This window comes from Marinobacter persicus (assembly GCF_900114155.1).
GTDB classification, from domain to species: domain Bacteria; phylum Pseudomonadota; class Gammaproteobacteria; order Pseudomonadales; family Oleiphilaceae; genus Marinobacter; species Marinobacter persicus.
Genome location: NZ_FOSC01000001.1, coordinates 1 through 20,033, shown reverse-complemented (window position 1 = coordinate 20,033; position 20,033 = coordinate 1). Strand labels below are relative to the sequence as shown.

Sequence of the window (20,033 nt, the reverse complement as noted above, 5' to 3'; positions counted from 1 at the left end):
AAAATCCTCATTGCAGAAACGTCAGTAACTGGTCCTGGGTGAACGGCCAATCCAGCTCGGCGCCGGTGTCGTTACGGCGCAGCACCGGAATGCGGGTGCCGTAGCGTTCCACCAGGGTTTCAGACTGGGCAATGTCCACCACATCCACCGGAATCGGCTCGGGCATGGGCGTCTGCACCAGCAGCGCCTCGGCCAGCTCGCACAGGTGGCACTGGGAGGTTGTGTAAAACAGCAGTTCCATTATTTTTTCGGTTGCGCGTCAAGTTGCTGGCCGTTCAGTTCGCGACTGTCCCTGCCCATCAGGTACAGGTATACGGGCATCAGCGCTTCCGGGTCCGGGTTCTTTTTCGGGTCTTCGGCCGGGTAAGCCAGTACTCGCATGCCGGTGCGGGTGGCACCGGGGTTCAGACTGTTCACCCGGATGTTGTGCTGGTCGTCATCCAGTTCATCGGCCAGCAATTGGGCCAGCCCTTCCACGGCAAACTTGGAGACGGCGTAGGCGCCCCAATAGGCCCTTGCCTGACGGCCGACGCCAGAGGATGTGAAGATGACCGAGGCATCGGCCGATTTGCGCAGCAGCGGGATCATGGCACGGCTCATCAGGAACGGTGCGGTGGCATTCACCTGCATGACGCGGTTCCAGGTTTCCGGGTCGTAGAGTTCCACCGGGCTGCGGGCGCCGAGGATGCCGGCGTTATGCAACAGGCCATCGAGCCGGCCGAAGTTCTGCTCGATGGTCATGGCCAGCTCGTCGTATTCCTTGACCGCCGCGCCTTCGAAATTCATCGGGGCGATGGCGGCCTGAGGGTAACCGGCGGCTTCAATCTCGTCATACACCTCTTCGAGCTTTTCCACGGTCCGGCCCACCAGAATCACGGTAGCCCCGTGCGCGGCGTAGGCCATGGCCGCTGCCCGGCCAATACCGCTGCCGGCACCGGTGACCATAATGATGCGATCTTTCAGAAGATCGGCAGGTGCCTGGTAATCGTGCATAACCTGTCTCCGTGTTCATCAGGCTGCCCGGCGCAGGGCGCCGGTGGTGAAAATTAACTGGGCGCTAGTGTAACAGTTTTGCCAGGTCGCTGACCGTGTCGGCGATAACATCGGCTTGCCACAGGTCAATCGCCTCCGGTTGCTCCAGGTAGCCGTAGCGCACGGCGATGGTGCGCATTCCGGCGTTTCGGCCAGCTTCAATGTCCCGCTGATGATCACCGACATAGACAGATTTCATCGGTTCTGCCTGGATCTGCCGGCAAGCCAGGAACAGGGATTCGGGGTGGGGCTTGCGCTCGGTTACGTGGTCGGGGCAAACCAGTGCGCCACAGCGATCCGCAAGGCCCAGGGCGTCAATCAACGGAACGGCAAAGCGGGCGGGCTTGTTGGTGACAATGCCCCAGGGTATACCGCGGTCCTCCAGGGCCTCGAGTATGGCATCCATGCCCTCGAACAGGGTGGTTTCAATGGCTACGCCGGCTTCATAGAGGTCCAGAAAAGCACTGTGCTTTTGCCGATAGTCCGGGTGCTCCGGCTCCAGGCCAAAGCCGATACGAATCATGGCACGGGCGCCATTGGACACAGACGGCCGGATGTGCCCGGCGGGCAGCGCCGGCAGGCCATGTTGAGCGCGCAACTGGTTCAGGCAGCGGATGAAATCCGGCGCCGTATCAATCAGGGTGCCGTCCAGATCAAACAGGACAGCAGCCGGCTGCCGGTCAGTCTTCACGGGTGTCCCGGGCGTGCATCAGGTAGTTGACATCCACGTCCCGGCCCAGTTTGTATTCCTTGGTGAGCGGGTTGTAGCTCATGCCGGTCAGCTCGCTCACATCCAGCCCGGCCTGGCGCAGATAGTCAGACATTTCCGATGGCCGGATGAACTTTTTCCATTCATGGGTGCCCTTGGGCAGCATCTTCAGCACGTATTCAGCGCCGACAATGGCAAACAGGAAGGATTTGGGGTTGCGGTTGATGGTGGAGACAAACAGGTGGCCACCGGGGCGCAGCAGTTGCGCGCAGGCCTTGATAACCGAGCCCGGGTCCGGCACGTGTTCCAGCATCTCCAGGCAGGTGACGACATCGTACTGGCCGGCGTGCTCAGGGTCGGCTGCCAGTGCTTCCACGGTGGTCTGACGGTAATCCACTTTCACGCCGGAATCCAGGCTGTGCAGGCGGGCCACCGACAGGGGCGCCTCGCCCATGTCGATACCGACCACATGGGCGCCGCGCAGGGCCATGCCTTCGGACAGCAATCCGCCGCCGCAACCCACGTCGACCACTTTCTTGCCGGCGAGCGGTACACGCTCGTCGATATAGTTCAGGCGCAGGGGGTTGATGTCGTGCAGTGGTTTGAATTCACTGCTCGGGTCCCACCAGCGACTGGCCAGGGCTTCAAATTTGGCAATTTCATTCTGGTCTATGTTGTGGTTGCTCATGGCCTTTACCTGTTAACTGAGAATCTGTTGACGCCAGTGATTGACCCGAAGCATCAAATCCGGCACATCGATGCGGGTCAGCCGGCCGTCCTGCAACTGAGGTACGCCGTTGATCCAGCTGTGGCTTACTGCCCGCCCATGATTGCTGTAAACCAGGTGGGAAGCGGGATCATACACCGGTTGGAGAAACGGGTCGCCCAGATCAACGGCGATCAGGTCTGCCCGCTTGCCGGCCACCAGCGAGCCGATTTCATGCTCCAGGCCCAGCGCCCGGGCACCGTTGATGGTGGCCATCGCCAGGGCCTGATGGGCAGAGACGGCGGATGCATCACCCGAGACCGCCTTGGCCACCATGGCGGCGGTCTGCAGTTCGCCGAACAGGTCCAGGTCATTATTGCTGGCCGCACCATCGGTGCCGACGGCGACATTGACACCCCGTTCCATCAGGCGGTGCACCGGGCAAAAGCCACTGGCCAGTTTCAGGTTGGATTCCGGGCAGTGCACCACATGGGTCCGGCTGCGGGCTATCTGTTCCAGATCAGCGTCGTCAATCTGGGTCATGTGCACGCACTGGCTGTTTGCGTTCAATACACCCAGTTGGGCCATGCGGGCCACCGGGCGCTGGCCGGTGGCTTTCAGGGCCTCATCAACTTCAAAGGCGGTTTCGTGCAGGTGGATCTGCAGGGGCGCGCCGGTGCTTTCGGACAGCTCGACCGCCGCTGTCAGCGGCTGGTCAGAGACGGTGTAGGGTGCGTGGGGGCCAATGGCTGGAATGATGTAATCGTCGTTTTTCCAGGTTTCAATCAGTCCGGCGCCTTTTTGCAGGTATTCTTCAGGCCCGGAGCCCCAGACGGTCGGGCTGTCGAGCAGGGGGAAACAGATTTGCGCGCGCATACCGACGTCGTGTGCCGCCTGGGCCGTGACTTCCGGGAAGAAGTACATGTCCGAGAAGGTGGTGGTGCCGGTTCGCAGCATCTCGGCCATGGCCAGCCGGCTGCCGTCTTCGACAAAGGCACTGCTGACAAACTTTCCCTCGGCCGGCCAGATGTGGTCGTTCAGCCAGGTCATCAGCGGCAGATCGTCGGCCAAGCCCCGGAACAGGGACATGGCGGTATGGCCGTGAAGGTTGATCAGCCCCGGCAGTACCACGTGGGTGTCCAGGTCCAGCGTTTCCCGGGTGCGGTATTGCCGGTCTGCCTCATGCTGCGGCAGAACCGCCAGAATGTGCTTGCCCTGGAGAATCACCGCCTGATGCTCCAGGACCGCTTCACAGGGTTCCATGGGAATCAGCCAGCGGGCGTTGATGCGGGTGTCGGCTGCGGTGATGGTGTCTGCCGTCATTAACCTGCCTTGCGGTTGGTGCGCGGGTGGTCTGCGCCGGGAAGTTTAATCTGAAAGTATAACGGTGGTGGTTGTAGAGGACTAGCCCTTTACCTTGGGGGAGCGTATACGGGTAGGCCTTTCCGGGAACCGCTACAAGCACATCCATGTGCGCTTCTCTCAGGCCATCCATGGCCTTCGAAATTCCCGGAAAGGCCTACCCGTATACGCCCGGCATCTGGTGGTAAAGTCTGACTGTAATGTGTTGTGATGGCTGTATACTCGCTTTTTTAGATAACAAAGGAGCAACTGATGGCCGGACCATCCATTATTGAAAACCAGACCACCATGGCGATGCGTTGGCATGGCGACTGTCTGGAGCTGCTGGATCAGCGTTTGTTGCCTGGCGAAGAGTGCTGGGTGAAGGCGGTCCGGGCGTCGGAAGTGGCCGGATGTATTGCCGACATGGTGGTGCGGGGTGCACCGGCCATTGGTATTGCGGCGGCTTATGGCGTGGCGCTGGCCGCCCGGTATGCCGGTGGTGGCGACTGGCAGGCCGAGATCAAGCAGGGTATCCGGGAGTTGGCCGCGTCGAGGCCGACGGCGGTTAATCTGTTCTGGGCGCTGGAGCGCATGGAGCAGACGCTGCACGCGTGCCACTCGCTGGCTGAAGCAGCGGAGCGGCTCGAGACGGAGGCTATTCGCATTCACCGGGAAGATATAGAAGCCAACTACACCATGGCGGGCCACGCACTGGAGGCTATGTGTCCGGAGCAGCCGATAGGTGTGCTGACCCATTGCAATACCGGTGCACTGGCCACCGGTGGCTACGGCACCGCGCTTGGGGTGATTCGCCGTTTGCACCGGGAGCAGTTGCTTGAACGGGTGTACGCCGATGAAACGCGGCCCTGGCTACAGGGCAGTCGGTTGACGGCCTGGGAGCTGGCTCGCGATCATATACCGGTTACTCTGAATGCGGATGGGGCGGCCGCTTCCATTATGGCCGCCGGCAAGGTGAAATGGGTGGTTGTCGGCGCTGATCGTATTACCGCCAATGGCGATGTGGCGAACAAGATTGGCACCTATAGCCTGGCGGTGCTGGCGAGGCATCATAAAGTGGGCTTTATGGTGGTTGCACCGTCAAGCACGGTGGACATGGCGCTGGCCCGTGGAGCGGATATTCCCATTGAAGAGCGGGATGCCACCGAAGTTCGCGAGGTGGGTGGCCGGCAGTTGGCGCCGGCGGATGTCCAGGTCTTCAACCCGGTGTTTGATGTCACGCCCGCGAGCCTGATTGATGTGATTGTGACCGAGAAAGGCGTGGTGCATAACCCCAACATTACCGGCATGGAGGCACTGTTCGGCTAGTTGCGCCGGTAAATGATCCCTTGGGCCTGGGCAGGGCGCAGGCCCGCCCGGCCACCGGTCAGGGGTTTTCGTTTTTTGCCGCCAATCGGGCCGGCTGCAGAATGGACGCCATCCTCTGGTCCAGCTCCAGCAGGTCCGCCATGATATGACCGCCTTCGCGGATCACAAAATCCAGCTCTTCGTCAGTGCTGTTGGGGTCTGCGGCCTGTTCTTCCTGCCAGGCTTCCAGCGCTTCGAGTGAGTCGAAAGGCTTTTCGCCGCGCATCTCACGGCGCGTATTGGCTATGCGCAGCCGGGTACGTTCAATTTGCTCGAAGTGCGCCTTGCGCTCGTTCAGGTTGAGGCTCACGTAGTCGGTTTGCCTCTGCTCTTTCAGGAACTCGATTTCCTGCTCCAGTAGCCGGAATTCCGGGTTGGTGCTGAAGCGTTGCTCGTGACGCTTTCGCAGTTGATCAATCACGCCGCTGAAGTCGAAATAACGGGTATGGGGCACCGAGTCGATCTGGTCCCAGGGCAGGGCATGGTCCAGGGCGTCTTCCCCAATGCGGGTTTTGTCGATTCGCGAGGGAATCTCTATGTCCGGCATCACCCCTTTGTGCTGGGTGGAGCCGCCGGAAACCCGGTAAAACTTGGATTGGGTGATTTTCAGCTGACCGTGGTTCAGGGGGCGAACGGCCTGCACAGTTCCCTTGCCGAAGGTCTGTGAACCTACCACCAGGCCACGGCCATAGTCCTGAATGGCACCGGCAAAAATTTCCGAGGCGGAGGCGCTCATCCGGTTGACCAGAACCACCAGAGGGCCATCGTAAGCCACCGATGGGTCTTCGTCGTTAAGTACCTGAACGTCGTTATTGGCGTTGCGGATCTGCACGGTCGGGCCCTGTTCGATGAACAGGCCGGTCAGGTCATTGGCTTCCTGCAGGGCGCCACCGCCATTGTTGCGCAGATCCATGACAATGCCATCGACCCCTTCGGCTTTGAGGTCGCTGATCAGCCGGCGTACGTCACGGGTGGTGCTCTTGTAGTTCGGATCGCCGGCCTGCATGGCCTGGAAGTCCGCATAAAACGTCGGAATGGTGATCACGCCAATGGTGTAGGTGTTGCCCTGGCGCTCAAGCTCGATCACATCCTTGCTGGCGCTTTGTTCTTCCAGTTTGACCCGGTCACGCTGTATGTCGATGGTGCGGGTCATGGTTTCGTCATTGGCGGTGGCCGGAATGACCTCCAGCGTGACCGTGGAGTCCCGTGGGCCACGAATCAGGTCAACCACTTCGTCCAGCCTCCAGCCGATCACGTTAACCGGCTCCTCGCCTTCCTGTGCAACCGAGACAATTCGATCGGCCGGCTGCAGCTGGCCCTGCTTGGCTGCCGGGCCACCGGGTACCAGCCGCACCACTTTGGTGTATTCGTTGTCGGATTGCAGTACCGCGCCGATGCCTTCGAGGGACAGGCTCATGTTGATGTTGAAGTTTTCCGATGTGCGCGGGGAGAAGTAGGAGGTATGCGGATCCCACATGCCGGTAAAGGCATTCATGTAGGCCTGGAAGGCGTCCTCGCTGCGGGCCTGATAGGCGCGTTTGAGTTGCCCTTCATAGCGCCGGCGCAGATTGTCCTCGATCACGTCGTCATCGGTGCCGTTGAGCCGACGGGAAAGTACGGCGTTTTTTATGCGACGGGTCCACAGGTCATCCAGGGCCTGCTGGTCTTTGACCCAGGTCGCGTCCGAACGATCCACGCGGATGCGATCGTTTTCGCTGAAATCCAGCTGATCTATGCCGGTGTCAATCACGCCGAGTGCGAATTCCAGCCGCTCAATCATCCGTTGTTGCACAAGATTGTATATTTCAAAAGCGGGTTGCAGCTGGCCCGTGCGCAGGGCCGGCCCCAGGCGTTCGCGGAAGGTAGCAAGGCTGTCGATGTCTTGCCGGGACAGATAGACGCGCTGCCCGTCCAGATAATCAAGGTAGGCGTCGAAGACGTCGGCGGAGAGTTCGTCACTGACTCCCAGGTTGCGGAAGTGGGTGAACTGGAGTTGTCTGGCAATCAGGATGTTGGCCCGGGCCTGTTCCACGGTGGGTGCCACCGGCTCATAAACCGTGGGAGTTTCAACCTTCGCCTGCACGCCGGAGAGGGCCGGCAGCAGCAGGGCCAGGGCAGTTACCCGGATCATGCCGGCTCGCGAGCAAGACTTCTTTAACGTTTGTGCAATGGTCATAGAAGGCAGTCCTGAAAGACGGGACAACTGGCCAGGCCGAACCGGTGCCGGCGGCAAGCCGCTAGGTTTTATTGTAGGTAACCGCCGGGCAGGTGGCTACCGTTCAGGGCCCGGCAGTATGTGACAATCTGTCCATCGCGCGGAAGATCAACTGGCGGGCAGTAATGTGTCCAGGGCGCGGTTCAGTCGTTCCGCGTCCTGCTCGGTTACATCCCGGTCAGGGTCTTGCAGGCACCAGCTGGCAACCAGTTGCTCGGCCGCCTCCAGCGGATTGGTGGACTCTTCGCTACCAAGCCCTTCGGCAAGGCGTTGCACCTGGATTTCCATGCGCCTTGGCTGATCGGCCTCCGGGCTGGCGGTGCCGGTGAGTATTTCCAGCCGGATCAGCAGATCACGGGTGGGTTGCTCGCCGGCGCTGGCCACCAGCTCTGGCCAGTGAGCCGGTGTTTCCAGAGGGCTGGTTGCGGTCAGCCTCTCGGAGATGAGTGCCTGCCACTGGCGAATGGTTGCCTGCATTTTGCGGGCGCGCCTGGCCCGGGCCTCTTGTTCGGCCTGCTCCTGTTCCTGCTGGCGGTTGGCTCTTTCGCTGTCCCGCCGGGCAAAAATGGCGTCGCAGGCTTTGCGGAAGGCTTTCCAGAGCTTGCGATCTTCCCGGTGGCGGGTAATGCCGACCGCCTGCCACTCGGCCTGCAGCGCTTTGGCCTGCTCCATGGCTTCGTCCAGTGGCTGGTGGTCAATCAATGCTTCGGCACGGTCGACAATGGCCTGTTTCAGGGCCTCGTTTTTCATCCGCTCGTCGTTCAGCGGTGCTTCAAGCTGTTTGAGCAGGCTGTCAAAGCGCTTCTGCAATGGACGGTTCTGGCGAAAATCCACCGGCCAGGCGGCTTTCCATTCCTGGCGGGCGGTCTGGTGGATGCGTTCGGCGTTCTTCCAGTCCACGCTGGCCCAGTCGATGTTATCCAGGAAGCTGGCCAGTTGCCCGCAAATGACCTCCCGCGTCTCCAGGTTTGCCTGCTTGAGGCCGGATTTGGCCTGGAAGTACTCCCTGCACGGTTCATAGGCTTGATCCGAAGCACTCTTGAAGCGCTTCCAGAGAGCGCGGTCGGAAGAGCCGCCCAGTTCCCGCCACTCGGTCTGCAGCTCTTTGATGCGTTCGGCTTTGGCTTCCGGCTCCATGGGCTGTTCAGCCAGGTATTCCATTTGTTCGCACAGGGCGATCTGTTTGGGTTCGGTGGCAAAGCCCTGCCAGTCGCTCAATTCCCGGAACTGGCCGTTCAAAAGCTGCAGCCTGGCCTGGAAATCTTTCCTGTGCCGGCTGTCGAGTTGCTGGAACTGCTGCTGGGCGGCCTTCAGGCGCTGTTTTGATTCCTTGTATTGCTTTGCCTCCAGGGCCGCTTCGAGTTCGGCCAGGGTGTTTTTGACCGCGCGGGCCAGGGCTTTTTGCTGTTCACGATTCTGTGCGGCCGATTCGTCCGCCAGGGTTTGGCGTTCTGACTTGTGGTGTTGCGCCTGGGCCTGCAATGACGCCAGTGCGTCGGGCAGGGTGAAACCCTTGGGCCAGTCAATGTCGCTCAACAGTTGCCGGGCTTCATCGCCGGAGGCTTCATTCTGCAGCAGGTTGGCGATCGACTCCCGCGCCTGCTCCAGTCGGCGCGTGGCGGCGAGGTAGTTACGCAGCGCCTGCATGTGTTGCTCGTACTGCTTTTGTTCGGCCTTGCTGACGCTGGTGTCGCGGGTGGCTTCAAGCCAGCGGTTTTCCTGGGTCTTCTGCAGGGCATCCAGGGCAGAAGTGGAGGGTAGTGTCGCCGGGTTGTGGTTTTTCAGGTCGGCCAGGGTCTGTTCCAGCAGGGTCAGCGTTTCTGTGCGCTGGCGTGCCTGCTCGCGGTGCCATTCGGCTTCTTTCTGCTCGCGCTCCAACTCGCTGAGGCGCTCGCGGCAGTGGTAGACAGCTTCCAGGAACTGCCGTGTCTGTTCGGTGTCTGCTTTTTCTTCCCGGGGTTTCCACTGTTCAAGCAGTGATTCGAGCCTGGGCTGGTACAGTTTTGTGTCTTCGGTTACCGCCAGTTCCCGGGCCTGGCGAACCAGGTCTGTAATTTTTTCCTGATCGGCCTGTTCGGCCAGCTGTTGCTCGCGAAGGGTTTGTAGTGTCTGCTTGACGGTTTGGTAAACGTTCTTGTCGCGGCCCCTGGATTGCTTCTGAACTTGCTGCAGGCAGCTTTCATCCGACAGTTTCCGCGCAGCCTGAAGCCTGATGCCGGCGGTCGCGCCCTCGATGGCAAGCCTTGCCAGAACGGCTTGCTCCGGCTCGCCTGCCAGCTGGCTTTCCTGTTCATTGACCAGCACTTCCTTGCTGTCCTGAGCTGGTGCCGGTGGTGTCTCCTGTTTTGCCGACGGCTTTCTGGTCGTCTGGTTCGGATGTTTTACCGGCGTCGCCTTGCGGGTTCTGAACAGTTTCTGAATGAATGCAGCCATAACGTATCCTTCGGCATTGAAACCAGTCTGCGGTGGCGGCAAAGTATCTGGCCACCGGGCATCGGCACTTTGCAGTGTCGGGCAGTAATGAAAACGGGGCGCTAGTCTAGCGTTTTGCAAGCGTGTGCGGAAAGGGGCTTATCGGTGAAAGACGAAAAACAGCACGATCCTGAATACAAGGCCCGTTCGGTTGCCCTGCGCTTGCTGGCCCGGCGCGAACACAGTCGGCAGGAGCTTGCTCTGAAATTGCGCCAGCGCAAACTGGAGTCGGCCGTGATTGAGGCGGTCCTTGACGAATACGAGGCAGAAGGGTGGCTGGATGACCAGCGTTTCGCCGATGTGTATGCCCGCCAGAGAATGGATCTGGGTTACGGCCCGTTGCGCATCCTGGCGGAATTGCAGCAGAGGGGTGTCCACCAGAGCCCGGAGTGTCTTGATCAGGTGTCTGATGAACAGTGGTGCCGGATGGCTGCGCAGCTGCGGGAGCGGCGTTTCGGGCTTGTGCCGGTTCAGGATGATTTGAAGGAAAAAATGCGCCAGGCCCGCTTTCTGGCCCGGCGCGGCTTTTCTTCCGGTCAGGTGGAAAAGGCGCTGGGCGTGACGGATCCCGAGAATCTATAGCGTCGGCGGTATCGGACCCAGTTCCGGCGGTAGTGATGCTCTGGCAGGCGGATTGCCGGTGGCTTCTGTACTGCGGTCTTCGAGCGCCTCGTTCTCGGCGGGCTCCAGCCAGAACAGTTGTTTGTCAGGGGGTGCTCCGGCAGGCGCTTCCGGCTCGGTCAGTCGCACCAGAAAATCCAGATACCGCCGAATATTCTGAACGTACAATACCGGCTCGTGGCCACGGGCGTAGCCAAAGCGGGTTTTTGAGTACCATTCTTTTTGCGCCAGCAGGGGCAGGAATTCCTTTACATCCACCCACCGGTCCGGGTTTTTGCCCGCGCCTTCGGTCAGTCGCCGGGCATCCTCCAGGTGTCCGAAGCCTACATTATAAGAGGCCAGGGCGAACCAGGTGCGGTCCGGCTCGGGGATGCGATCCGGGATTTTTTCATACACCCGTCGGAAATACCGGGCGCCACCCTCGATGCTCTGTTCCGGATTGAGCCGGTTGTCGATGCCTACATAGCGGGCGGTCGAGAGGGTGAGCATCATCAGTCCACGCACGCCAGTGGGTGAGATGGCATTGGGGCGCCAGTGGGATTCCTGGTAGCCAATGGCCGCAAGCAGTCGCCAGTCAAAGCCGGTTTCACGGGCGTATTCCCTGAACAGCGGCTCGTAACGGTGCAGCCGTGCTTCAACGTGTTTCATGAAGGTGAGCGCACCCACGTAATTGAGTTGTTCCAGGTGCCCGTAGAAGCGTTCCCGCAGCTGTGCCATCAGGCCACTTTGGCGGGCACGTTCGAAAAAATCGGACACCTTGTTAACCAGTGTTGTGTCCTGATCGGCGGGAAACAGCCAGACCAGGTCTTTGGGCTGGCTCAGGGCAAATCCCTTCAGGATGTTGGGATAAAAAACCTGGTTGAGCTCCAGTTCATTGGAGGCAATGGCCGCATAGGTGAATTCGCCCCGGTCCACCCTGGCCAGCAGGCCCGCGGCATCCAGTCCAGGGTGAAGCCGGATTTCCGGATGGTTCTCATCGGGTTGCTGGATCAGATGTTCGTGACTGCTGTCCGGCAACATGTGGACGGTCTGGCCGGCCAGTTCCTCCATGCCGGATACCGGTTCGGCATCACGGTGATAGACAATGACAGACTGGGCCTTGATGCCGGTGGGCAGGGTGCGGAAGTTGTCGGAGAGTTCCGGATGGTCGGTGACGCCCGTCAGGCCAATATGGGCGTAGTTGTTGGCCAGTACCGAGAGGATTTCCGAGTTGTCTTCGGCCACCCGGACCCGGAGCTCGACGCCCAGGTGGTCGGCCAGGTGCCGAGCCAGTTGGTAATCGTAGCCGGTGGGATTACCCCGCTGCCGGTAATAAAGGGAGGGAGCCTCCCGCGTAATCACGTGCAACACGCCTTCGTTACGTATTTCCTGGAGCGTGCTGGGGCGCGAACAGCCGGATAGTGCCAGCGCAGCCAGCAGGAGGGCTGTCAGGGCAAGGCCCGGGGTTGACCGGTGACCGGTAATGGGTAACAAAGGCGACTCTCTCAGGCGTCAATCGGTACCTCACATGGTAACAAATCTCCCCGTGGGGAGTCTTGTCTGGCTGCTGTATCCCTGGCCTTCTTTCGGGTATCATTGCCGGCTTTCGAACGTCTCCCGATTCGCGCGATACAGGTTGATATCATGCTTGAACTTCGCGGCGCGCCCGCGCTCTCGCCTTTCCGTTCCCGTAAGTTGCATTCACGTATCCAGGAACTGGTTCCGGATGTGGACCATGTGTATGCCGAGTTCATGCACTTTGCCGACCTGGAGGCGGATTTGTCCGACGCCGAACAGGCCGTGCTGGACCGGTTGCTGACCTACGGGCCCAGTGCTGAAACCGAAGAGCCTGACGGGGTGCTGTTTCTGGTGGTTCCCCGTCCCGGCACGTTGTCGCCCTGGTCCAGCAAGGCGACCGACATCGCCCGTAACTGCGGCTTGCGCCAGATTCGCCGGATTGAGCGGGGCGTGGCCTATTATGTGAAGGCCCGTAAAAAGCTGGGGCTTGAGCAGCGTGAGCAGATTGCCACGTTGCTGCACGACCGCATGACTGAAAAGGTCTTCCACGAGATGGGCGGTGCCGAGCTGTTGTTCAGCGAAGAAGAACCACGGCAACTGAACCGGGTGCCGGTTCTGGCCGGCGGCCGCGAGGCACTGGTCAAGGCGAATGCCTCTTTGGGCCTGGCCCTGGCGGATGATGAAATTGATTACCTGGTGGAGTCGTTTACCTCGCTTGAGCGAGATCCCACCGATGTTGAGCTGATGATGTTTGCCCAGGCAAACTCCGAACACTGCCGGCATAAGATCTTCAACGCCAGTTGGGATATTGACGGCGAAGCTCAGGAGAAATCGCTGTTCGCGATGATTCGCAACACCTATGAAATGAATAGCGAGGGCGTGTTGTCCGCCTATAAAGACAACGCCTCGGTGATTGTCGGCAGTGAAGCCGGGCGTTTTTATCCGGCGCCGGAAACCGGAACCTATGGCTACAACAAAGAGCCGGTTCACATTCTGATGAAGGTGGAAACCCACAACCACCCGACAGCAATTTCGCCGTTCTCCGGTTCCGCCACGGGCGCCGGTGGTGAAATTCGCGATGAAGGGGCAACCGGTCGCGGCTCGAAGCCGAAAGCGGGTCTCACCGGTTTCACTGTATCCAACCTGAACCTGCCAGGCGATGAGCAGCCCTGGGAAACCGGTTATGGCAAGCCCGAGCGCATTGCCTCGCCGCTGGATATCATGATCGAAGGCCCTGTTGGCGGGGCGGCGTTCAATAACGAGTTTGGCCGGCCGAATCTGGCCGGTTATTTCCGGACCTTCGAGGCCCTGGCGCCGGGGGCTGCCGGCGAGGAAATGCGCGGCTATCACAAGCCGATCATGATTGCCGGCGGTCTGGGCAACATCAGCGAGCAGCACGTAGAGAAAGGTCACATTCCCGAAGGGGCGAAACTGATTGTCCTCGGCGGGCCGTCCATGCTGATTGGTCTGGGTGGCGGTGCGGCTTCCTCCATGGATTCCGGTGCCAGCAATGAGAATCTGGATTTTGCGTCGGTACAACGGGGCAATCCGGAAATGGAGCGCCGCTGCCAGGAAGTGATCGACCGCTGCTGGCAGATGGGCGAGAGTAACCCCATCTGCTTTATTCACGACGTGGGGGCCGGCGGCCTGTCCAATGCCATGCCCGAACTGGTCAAAGACGGTGGTCGTGGCGGCAAATTCGAGTTGCGTGATATCCCCAGCGACGAGCCGGGCATGTCTCCGTTGGAAATCTGGTGTAACGAATCCCAGGAACGCTATGTGATGGCGGTGGCACCGGAGAATCTGGATCTGTTTGACGAGCTGTGCCGTCGTGAGCGTTGTCCGTACGCGGTTGTGGGCGAGGCCACCGAGGCCCACCACCTGGAGCTGGCGGATTCCTATTTCAACGACAAGCCCGTTGACCTGCCCATGGATGTGCTGTTCGGCAAGCCGCCGAAAATGCACCGCAGTGTGACCCGCTCGTCGTTCACAAAGCCGGTCTTCGATTCCTCGAAAATCGATCTGCACGATGCCGTTCGTCGAGTGCTGCGTCTGCCTTCTGTGGGCTCCAAGAGTTTCCTGATCACTATCGGTGACCGCACCATTACCGGCCTTGTGGCCCGGGACCAGATGGTAGGGCCCTGGCAGGTGCCGGTGGCCGATGTGGCGGTAACCGCCGCATCCTTTGACGTACGCACCGGTGAAGCGATGGCCATGGGAGAGCGCACCCCGGTGGCGGTTATTGATGCGCCGGCCTCCGGGCGGATGTCGGTGGGTGAGGTGATTACCAACCTGGCGGCCGCGCCTATTGGCAAGCTTTCGGACATTCGCCTGTCGGCCAACTGGATGGCTGCCGCCGGTCATCCCGGTGAAGACGAAAACCTTTATGAAACCGTGAAAGCGGTGGGTATGGAGCTGTGCCCGGCACTGGGTATCACCATTCCGGTGGGCAAGGACTCCATGTCCATGAAGACCACCTGGGAAGAGGATAACGGCGACCAGAAATCCGTGACTTCACCGCTGTCCCTGATTGTCAGCGGTTTTGCGCCGGTAACCGACGTGGCGCGTACACTGACACCGCAACTTCGCACCGATGCCGGTGAAACCGACCTGATACTGATTGATCTGGCCGCCGGACAGAATCGACTGGGTGGCTCGGCTCTGGCCCAGGTATACAGCCAGACCGGCGCGGTGGCGCCGGACCTGGACGATCCGGAAGATATCAAGGCCTTCTTTGCGGTCATTCAGGGACTGAACGCCGACGATAAACTGCTGGCTTACCATGACCGCTCTGATGGCGGCCTGTTCGTGACCCTGGCTGAAATGTGTTTTGCCGGCCATACCGGTGCCGATATCAAGCTCGATGGCCTGGCTGAAGAAACCAGTCAGTTTGCCCGTGAGCTGTTCAACGAGGAACTGGGTGCGGTGATCCAGGTTCGTCGGGAAGACACCGCCTTTGTACTTCAGCAGTTTTCCGGTGCGGGGCTGGGAGATCACATCAGCGTCGTTGGTACCCTGAACGACAAAGACCGGTTGCGGCTCACGTTTGGTGCTGAAACCGTGATGGATGAGCCCCGTTCGGAATTGCAGCGTCTCTGGTCAGAGACCAGTTATCGCATCCAGTCGCTGCGGGATAACGCCGATTGCGCCCGGGAAGAGTTCGACAATTTGCTGGATGCCGAAGATCCGGGCCTGAGCGCGGAGCTGACGTTTGATATCAATGAAGACGTCGCGGCGCCGTTTGTCAGCAGTGGCGCCCGGCCAAAGGTGGCCGTGCTGCGGGAACAGGGCGTGAATGGCCAGGTTGAGATGGCGGCGGCCTTTGATCGCGCCGGTTTTGAGGCGGTTGACGTTCACATGAGCGACCTGCTGTCGGGGCGGGTCAGCCTGGAAGCCTTCCAGAGCCTCGTGGCTTGTGGTGGCTTTTCCTACGGCGATGTACTGGGTGCTGGTGAAGGCTGGGCGAAATCAATCCTGTTCAATGACCGTGTGCGTGACGAGTTTGCAGCGTTCTTCAATCGGCAGGATACCCTGGCGCTGGGCGTCTGTAATGGCTGTCAGATGCTGTCGAACCTGCACGAACTGATCCCCGGTAGTGATGGCTGGCCGCGTTTTGTTCGTAACCAGTCCGAACAGTTCGAGGCACGTTTTGCCATGGTGGAAGTGCAATCGTCGGAATCCGCCTTCCTTGATGGTATGGCCGGCTCCCGAATGCCGATTGCCGTGGCCCATGGCGAGGGGCGGATTGAGCTGCCGTCGGGTAGCTCGGCTGCGGCCCTGAAAGAAGATGGCCGGGTCGCGTTGCAGTACGTGGATAATCGTGGTCAGGCGACCACCCGCTACCCGTACAATCCGAACGGTTCCGAGATGGGCATCACCGGTGTAACCAACCGTGATGGTCGGGTCACCATTATGATGCCCCACCCGGAACGGGTATTCCGTGCCGTACAGCATTCCTGGCGACCACAGGAGTGGCAGGAAGACGGTCCCTGGATGCGGATGTTCCGTAACGCCAGACGCTGGCTTGGTTAGAGGCGACGGCCTCGAAAGCTGGTTCCGGGAAAGCCGGCTCGTTGCGCCCCCTGGTCAGGGCGCGGCGGGCCGGTTTTTTTTGTGGGTTTTTGGAACATGGTTCAAGGGCATTGTCTACAGAAATCAGTGAAAAAAAGGGTCTATATTGGTGTGTCAAGGGCTTGACGAGGCGCCTTTATGCACATTTCCGGGGCGCGTTTGCTGCATCTGTGTACAACTGTCTGATTTCTCGCATGGTTTTTGATCATGCTTGCTAAGTGTATGAAAAATAAGAAATAAATGAAGTGGGCGAATTTCTCGCCAATTTGAGGTAAGGTCAGTAACCATGGGGTCTGGCGAGACATTCCCAAAAACTATCCCCATAGTTATCCACAGATTTTGTGGGTAACTTGGGAAACCTCAATAATTTACAAAGTTTGATCAATTTGGGTGGAAAATGTACAAACTGTGTTACTTCGTTCCCGGTACCCATCTGGAGGTCACCAAGCAGGCGCTGTTTGAGGCCGGCGCAGGAAAAATCGGCGATTACGATCAGTGTGCCTGGCAGTGTCAGGGCCAGGGGCAGTTTCGGCCCCTGGCGGGTAGCGATCCGTTCCTCGGGAAAAATGGTGAATTGGAAACGGTCAGTGAATTCAAGGTGGAGCTGGTTACCGGTGATGATGTGATTGCCGAAGCCGTGGCCGCGTTGAAACAGGCTCATCCCTACGAAGAGCCTGCTTATGAGGTGTATCGGCTCGAAGACTTCTGATCAGGCCCTTTTTGCCATAGGGTGGCGGATGTCCGTGACATGAACCCCGAACTGCTGTGATTCCATATCCGCCAGAAACAGCTCCAGGGTCTTGCGCACGGTGGGAAAGGATATTTCATCCCATGGAATGTCGGCGGGCGCAAACAGGCGGGTTTCCAGAGATTCTTCACCGGCACCAAAGCGGCCATCCACCAGGGCCGCCCGGTAGAACATGTGCACCTGATTGATATGTGGGACATCAATCATGGCATACAGGCCCTCAATGGTGACTTCCGCCAGTGCCTCTTCACGGGTTTCCCTCTCCGCCGCTTCCATGGTGGTTTCAGCGTTTTCCATAAAACCCGCGGGCAGGGTCCAGTAACCGTAACGGGGCTCAATGGCCCGGCGGCACAACAGAATCTGTCCCTGCCAGACGGCCACGGTGCCCGCCACAATATTCGGGTTCTGGTAGTGTATGGTCTCGCAGCTCACGCAAACGTAGCGGTGGCGGTTGTCCCCATCGGGAATGCGTTGTTCAACCGGATTGCCGCAAGTGCTGCAATAATTCATGGTTTTCCCCGTATACTGGTGAACTATTGTGATCAGTTTAACGATCAGCGTTGGCCATGTCTCATCCCATGTTGGCCTTAACCGGAGTCGATCCCGTGCGAGAGCTGTTGTCAGAGAAATTATCGAATTACGCGCCCAGCCAACTGACCCTTGATTTCCCCGAGGCGGCGGTGCTTGTCCCCATCACCGACAACCCCGATAACCCGGAAATGATTTTTACCCTCCGCTCATCACGGCTCAGCATGCACCGGGGACAGGTCGCTTATCCGGGCGGTATGCGTGATGCTGAAGACGAGTCCCTGCTGGTCACCGCCTTGCGGGAAACCCACGAGGAAATCGGCCTGCCCCCTGAGCAGATTGATGTTGTGGCGCCGTTGAGCCAGGTGATGTCCCTGCATCGTATACTGGTGACGCCTTACGTGGGAGTCGTGCCGGAAGATTGTCCGATGCAGGCCAACCCGGATGAAATCGAGAGTATTTTCCGCGTACCTATCTCGTTTTTTCTCGAGGACCGGCGCGAGCGCACCGATGCTTTGAGTTACATTGACAATACCTTCTATGTGCCTTGCTATCAGTGGCAGCATTACCAGATATGGGGCATGTCGGCGCTGGTGTTGGTGGACTTCCTCAACGCCGTTTACGATGCCGGTATCGATATTCTTGAACCGCCAAAATAACAATACGGAGACAACCATGTTTTACAGCCTTGATCAACGCACGCCCGAAAAACACGGTGACGGGCAGTTTGTCGCCGATAACGCCACCATTATTGGCAGTGTCCGGCTGATGGAGAACGCCAGTGTCTGGTTCAATGTGGTGATTCGTGGCGACAACGATGTCATCACGGTTGGCCCGAACAGCAATATCCAGGATGGCTCGGTATTGCATACCGATGCGGGAATTCCGCTGACCGTCGGTAAAGGGGTCACCGTCGGACACAAGGTGATGCTCCACGGTTGTGACATTGGTGACTATTCACTGATCGGCATTAATGCCGTGGTGTTGAATGGTGCGAAGATTGGTAAGCATTGTCTGATTGGTGCCAACACCCTGATTCCGGAGGGCATGGAGGTGCCGGACGGCTCCCTTGTGGTGGGCTCGCCGGGCAAGATCAAGCGGGAACTCAGTGAAGAGCAGAAAAAAATGCTGGAGCTGAGTGCAGACCATTACGTAAAAAATGCCTCCCGATATCTCGCCAACCTGCAGGAAGTCAAATTGTAATGAGCCGTGTTTCAGACAAGGTCCGGTCGCCCTGTGTCAGTGTGTGTGCACTGGATGAAAATGATACGTGTATCGGCTGCCAGCGGACGGGCGATGAAATTCTTCGCTGGACGTCCATGACCAACGAGCAGCGCCGTGAAGTGTTACGCAAAGTCGCGGAGCGAGAGAAAAAGGTTTCGCTTTGATTCGCAAAGAAGCAAAAGGACAGTAGTGATATGAAAACAACTGGGCAGTCGGTGCATATCGGGACGCCACTTTCACCTGGCGCGACCCGGGTGCTGATGTGTGGTTCCGGGGAGTTGGGTAAAGAGGTCGTGATTGAGCTTCAGCGACTTGGCGTTGAAGTCATTGCCGTTGACCGTTATGACAATGCGCCGGCCATGCAAGTCGCGCACCGCAGCCACGTGATCAATATGCTCGACGGCCAGGCCCTGCGCCGGGTGATCGAGACGGAAAAGCCGGATTTGATCGTGCCGGAAATCGAGGCCATCGCCACCGATGAGCTGGTCAAGCTCGAAAGCGAGGGGTATTCGGTGGTACCCACCGCCCGTGCGGTGCACCTGACCATGAACCGGGAAGGTATCCGCCGGCTGGCGGCTGAGGAGCTGGGGTTGCCAACCTCGCCTTATCAATTTGCGGCTACCCGGGAGGAATACCTCGCCGCTGTTCAGTCCATCGGCTTGCCACTGGTGGTAAAACCGGTGATGAGTTCCTCCGGTAAGGGGCAGAGCACGGTAAAGGGTGAAAGCGACGTCGAGGCGGCCTGGGAATATGCTCAAAGTGGCGGGCGTGCCGGCGAGGGACGGGTCATTGTCGAAGGCTTTGTCGACTTCGATTACGAAATCACCTTGCTGACGGTAAAGCATCGGGATGGCCTCAGTTTTTGCGCACCGATTGGTCATAGGCAGGAGGATGGTGATTACCGGGAATCCTGGCAGCCCCATCCAATGTCCGACAAGGCGTTTGCCGAAGCTGCCCGGATTGCCGGCGCGGTGGTTGAAGATCTGGGCGGTTATGGCCTTTACGGTGTGGAGCTGTTCGTGAAAGGGGATCAAGTCTGGTTCTCCGAGGTGTCGCCCCGGCCCCATGACACCGGTTTGGTGACCCTCATTTCCCAGGACCTGTCGGAGTTTGCCTTGCATGTCCGCGCCATTCTCGGTTTGCCGATACCCGCTATTAACCAGTTAGGGCCTTCGGCCTCTGCGGTTATCCTGCCTGAAGGTCATTCCAGTAACGTTCGTTATGGTGGTCTTGAGAGCGTCCTTGGGGAGCGGAATGTCCAGTTACGCCTGTTTGGCAAGCCGGAATTGCAGGGCCGTCGTCGTATGGGGGTGGTTTTGACGAAAGGGCGGGACATAGCCGAGGCCCGGAAAACGGCGGTCGAAGCGGCGGGCAAAGTCATTGTAGACGTCGGATCGCCTGGCTAATACGTGTAAACCGAAGTTCAGAAAGTTTTTTCCGAAAGCGCGTTGACAGGAAATCTGCGGTCTGTAGAATGCGCATCTCGCTTGAGGCACGCCCC

17 protein-coding genes are annotated in these 20,033 nt (G+C 59.3%); 8 read left to right on the top strand and 9 right to left on the bottom strand.

Annotated elements, in window-relative coordinates:
• Positions 1–7: 7 nt before the first annotated feature.
• The 5 genes from BMZ63_RS00085 to BMZ63_RS00065 form a co-directional block, all read right to left on the bottom strand.
• Entirely contained in the window at positions 8–241 is a 234-nt protein-coding gene (locus tag BMZ63_RS00085) for a glutaredoxin family protein (protein ID WP_091700155.1), read from the bottom strand.
• The gene (locus BMZ63_RS00080) at positions 241–993 is read right to left on the bottom strand and encodes a YciK family oxidoreductase (RefSeq protein ID WP_091700153.1); all 753 of its coding nucleotides are present in this window, start codon (positions 991–993) and stop codon (positions 241–243) included. Before BMZ63_RS00080 ends, BMZ63_RS00085 begins: the two co-directional genes overlap by 1 nt.
• 64 nt (positions 994–1,057) lie before the next feature.
• A complete protein-coding gene (gph, locus tag BMZ63_RS00075; protein WP_091700151.1) occupies positions 1,058–1,723 on the bottom strand; it encodes a phosphoglycolate phosphatase in 666 nt (221 codons plus the stop codon).
• Positions 1,713–2,429, bottom strand: coding sequence for a bifunctional 2-polyprenyl-6-hydroxyphenol methylase/3-demethylubiquinol 3-O-methyltransferase UbiG (ubiG, locus tag BMZ63_RS00070; protein WP_091700149.1), 717 nt, complete (start codon positions 2,427–2,429; stop codon positions 1,713–1,715). The genes gph and ubiG overlap by 11 nt, the downstream gene beginning before the upstream one ends.
• A 12-nt stretch (positions 2,430–2,441) precedes the next feature.
• A complete protein-coding gene (locus BMZ63_RS00065; RefSeq protein ID WP_091700147.1) occupies positions 2,442–3,770 on the bottom strand; it encodes a TRZ/ATZ family hydrolase in 1,329 nt (442 codons plus the stop codon).
• A gap of 291 nt (positions 3,771–4,061) precedes the next feature.
• Between BMZ63_RS00065 and mtnA the strand changes: the two genes are divergently transcribed.
• Entirely contained in the window at positions 4,062–5,117 is a 1,056-nt protein-coding gene (mtnA, locus tag BMZ63_RS00060; protein WP_091700145.1) for an S-methyl-5-thioribose-1-phosphate isomerase, read from the top strand.
• A gap of 58 nt (positions 5,118–5,175) precedes the next feature.
• Here mtnA and BMZ63_RS00055 read toward each other — a convergent pair whose 3' ends face one another.
• Together BMZ63_RS00055 and BMZ63_RS00050 are read right to left on the bottom strand one after the other, a co-directional pair.
• Positions 5,176–7,332 (bottom strand): carboxy terminal-processing peptidase, encoded by a 2,157-nt coding sequence (locus tag BMZ63_RS00055; RefSeq protein ID WP_091700143.1) that lies wholly within the window; start codon positions 7,330–7,332, stop codon positions 5,176–5,178.
• A 147-nt stretch (positions 7,333–7,479) separates the two neighbouring features.
• The gene (locus tag BMZ63_RS00050) at positions 7,480–9,804 is read right to left on the bottom strand and encodes a DUF349 domain-containing protein (protein WP_091700141.1); all 2,325 of its coding nucleotides are present in this window, start codon (positions 9,802–9,804) and stop codon (positions 7,480–7,482) included.
• Between the two features lie 144 nt (positions 9,805–9,948).
• On the opposite strand from BMZ63_RS00050, the gene BMZ63_RS00045 reads away from it, so the two are divergent.
• The gene (locus tag BMZ63_RS00045) at positions 9,949–10,425 is read left to right on the top strand and encodes a regulatory protein RecX (RefSeq protein ID WP_227663628.1); all 477 of its coding nucleotides are present in this window, start codon (positions 9,949–9,951) and stop codon (positions 10,423–10,425) included.
• On the opposite strand, the gene mltF is transcribed toward BMZ63_RS00045, so the two are convergent.
• Positions 10,420–11,928, bottom strand: coding sequence for a membrane-bound lytic murein transglycosylase MltF (mltF, locus tag BMZ63_RS00040; RefSeq protein WP_244888362.1), 1,509 nt, complete (start codon positions 11,926–11,928; stop codon positions 10,420–10,422). The genes BMZ63_RS00045 and mltF overlap by 6 nt on opposite strands.
• Positions 11,929–12,087: 159 nt before the next feature.
• Between mltF and purL the strand changes: the two genes are divergently transcribed.
• Together purL and BMZ63_RS00030 are read left to right on the top strand one after the other, a co-directional pair.
• On the top strand, positions 12,088–15,993 hold the full coding sequence (gene purL, locus BMZ63_RS00035; protein ID WP_091700139.1) for a phosphoribosylformylglycinamidine synthase: 3,906 nt from the start codon (positions 12,088–12,090) through the stop codon (positions 15,991–15,993).
• A gap of 436 nt (positions 15,994–16,429) precedes the next feature.
• Complete coding sequence (locus tag BMZ63_RS00030) at positions 16,430–16,741, top strand: YqfO family protein (protein WP_091700137.1); 312 nt, start codon at positions 16,430–16,432, stop codon at positions 16,739–16,741.
• On the opposite strand, the gene BMZ63_RS00025 is transcribed toward BMZ63_RS00030, so the two are convergent.
• Positions 16,742–17,290, bottom strand: coding sequence for an NUDIX hydrolase (locus tag BMZ63_RS00025; RefSeq protein WP_091700135.1), 549 nt, complete (start codon positions 17,288–17,290; stop codon positions 16,742–16,744). It abuts the gene before it with no gap.
• 95 nt (positions 17,291–17,385) lie between these two features.
• Here BMZ63_RS00025 and BMZ63_RS00020 point away from each other — a divergent pair, with 95 nt between their 5' ends.
• From BMZ63_RS00020 to purT, 4 genes are read left to right on the top strand one after another with little or no spacing between them, the layout of a single operon-like run.
• Positions 17,386–17,967, top strand: a complete 582-nt coding sequence (locus BMZ63_RS00020) for an NUDIX hydrolase (RefSeq protein ID WP_091700133.1) — start codon at positions 17,386–17,388, stop codon at positions 17,965–17,967.
• Between the two features lie 16 nt (positions 17,968–17,983).
• Positions 17,984–18,511: a gamma carbonic anhydrase family protein gene (locus BMZ63_RS00015; protein ID WP_091700131.1), complete on the top strand. Its 528-nt coding sequence runs from the start codon at positions 17,984–17,986 to the stop codon at positions 18,509–18,511.
• Positions 18,511–18,696 (top strand): DUF1289 domain-containing protein, encoded by a 186-nt coding sequence (locus BMZ63_RS00010; protein WP_091700129.1) that lies wholly within the window; start codon positions 18,511–18,513, stop codon positions 18,694–18,696. Before BMZ63_RS00015 ends, BMZ63_RS00010 begins: the two co-directional genes overlap by 1 nt.
• Positions 18,697–18,726: 30 nt before the next feature.
• Positions 18,727–19,938, top strand: a complete 1,212-nt coding sequence (gene purT, locus BMZ63_RS00005; protein WP_091700127.1) for a formate-dependent phosphoribosylglycinamide formyltransferase — start codon at positions 18,727–18,729, stop codon at positions 19,936–19,938.
• The last annotated feature ends 95 nt before the right edge of the window (positions 19,939–20,033 follow it).

Bases quoted from the DNA above. Each gene is read 5' to 3' on its own strand.
- BMZ63_RS00085 (WP_091700155.1), bottom strand. From the start codon at position 241: ATGGAACTGCTGTTTTACACAACCTCCCAGTGCCACCTGTGCGAGCTG.
- BMZ63_RS00080 (WP_091700153.1), bottom strand. From the start codon at position 993: ATGCACGATTACCAGGCACCTGCCGATCTTCTGAAAGATCGCATCATT.
- ubiG (WP_091700149.1), bottom strand. From the start codon at position 2,429: ATGAGCAACCACAACATAGACCAGAATGAAATTGCCAAATTTGAAGCC.
- BMZ63_RS00065 (WP_091700147.1), bottom strand. From the start codon at position 3,770: ATGACGGCAGACACCATCACCGCAGCCGACACCCGCATCAACGCCCGC.
- mtnA (WP_091700145.1), top strand. From the start codon at position 4,062: ATGGCCGGACCATCCATTATTGAAAACCAGACCACCATGGCGATGCGT.
- BMZ63_RS00055 (WP_091700143.1), bottom strand. From the start codon at position 7,332: ATGACCATTGCACAAACGTTAAAGAAGTCTTGCTCGCGAGCCGGCATG.
- BMZ63_RS00050 (WP_091700141.1), bottom strand. From the start codon at position 9,804: ATGGCTGCATTCATTCAGAAACTGTTCAGAACCCGCAAGGCGACGCCG.
- purL (WP_091700139.1), top strand. From the start codon at position 12,088: ATGCTTGAACTTCGCGGCGCGCCCGCGCTCTCGCCTTTCCGTTCCCGT.
- BMZ63_RS00030 (WP_091700137.1), top strand. From the start codon at position 16,430: ATGTACAAACTGTGTTACTTCGTTCCCGGTACCCATCTGGAGGTCACC.
- BMZ63_RS00025 (WP_091700135.1), bottom strand. From the start codon at position 17,290: ATGAATTATTGCAGCACTTGCGGCAATCCGGTTGAACAACGCATTCCC.
- BMZ63_RS00015 (WP_091700131.1), top strand. From the start codon at position 17,984: ATGTTTTACAGCCTTGATCAACGCACGCCCGAAAAACACGGTGACGGG.
- BMZ63_RS00010 (WP_091700129.1), top strand. From the start codon at position 18,511: ATGAGCCGTGTTTCAGACAAGGTCCGGTCGCCCTGTGTCAGTGTGTGT.
- purT (WP_091700127.1), top strand. From the start codon at position 18,727: ATGAAAACAACTGGGCAGTCGGTGCATATCGGGACGCCACTTTCACCT.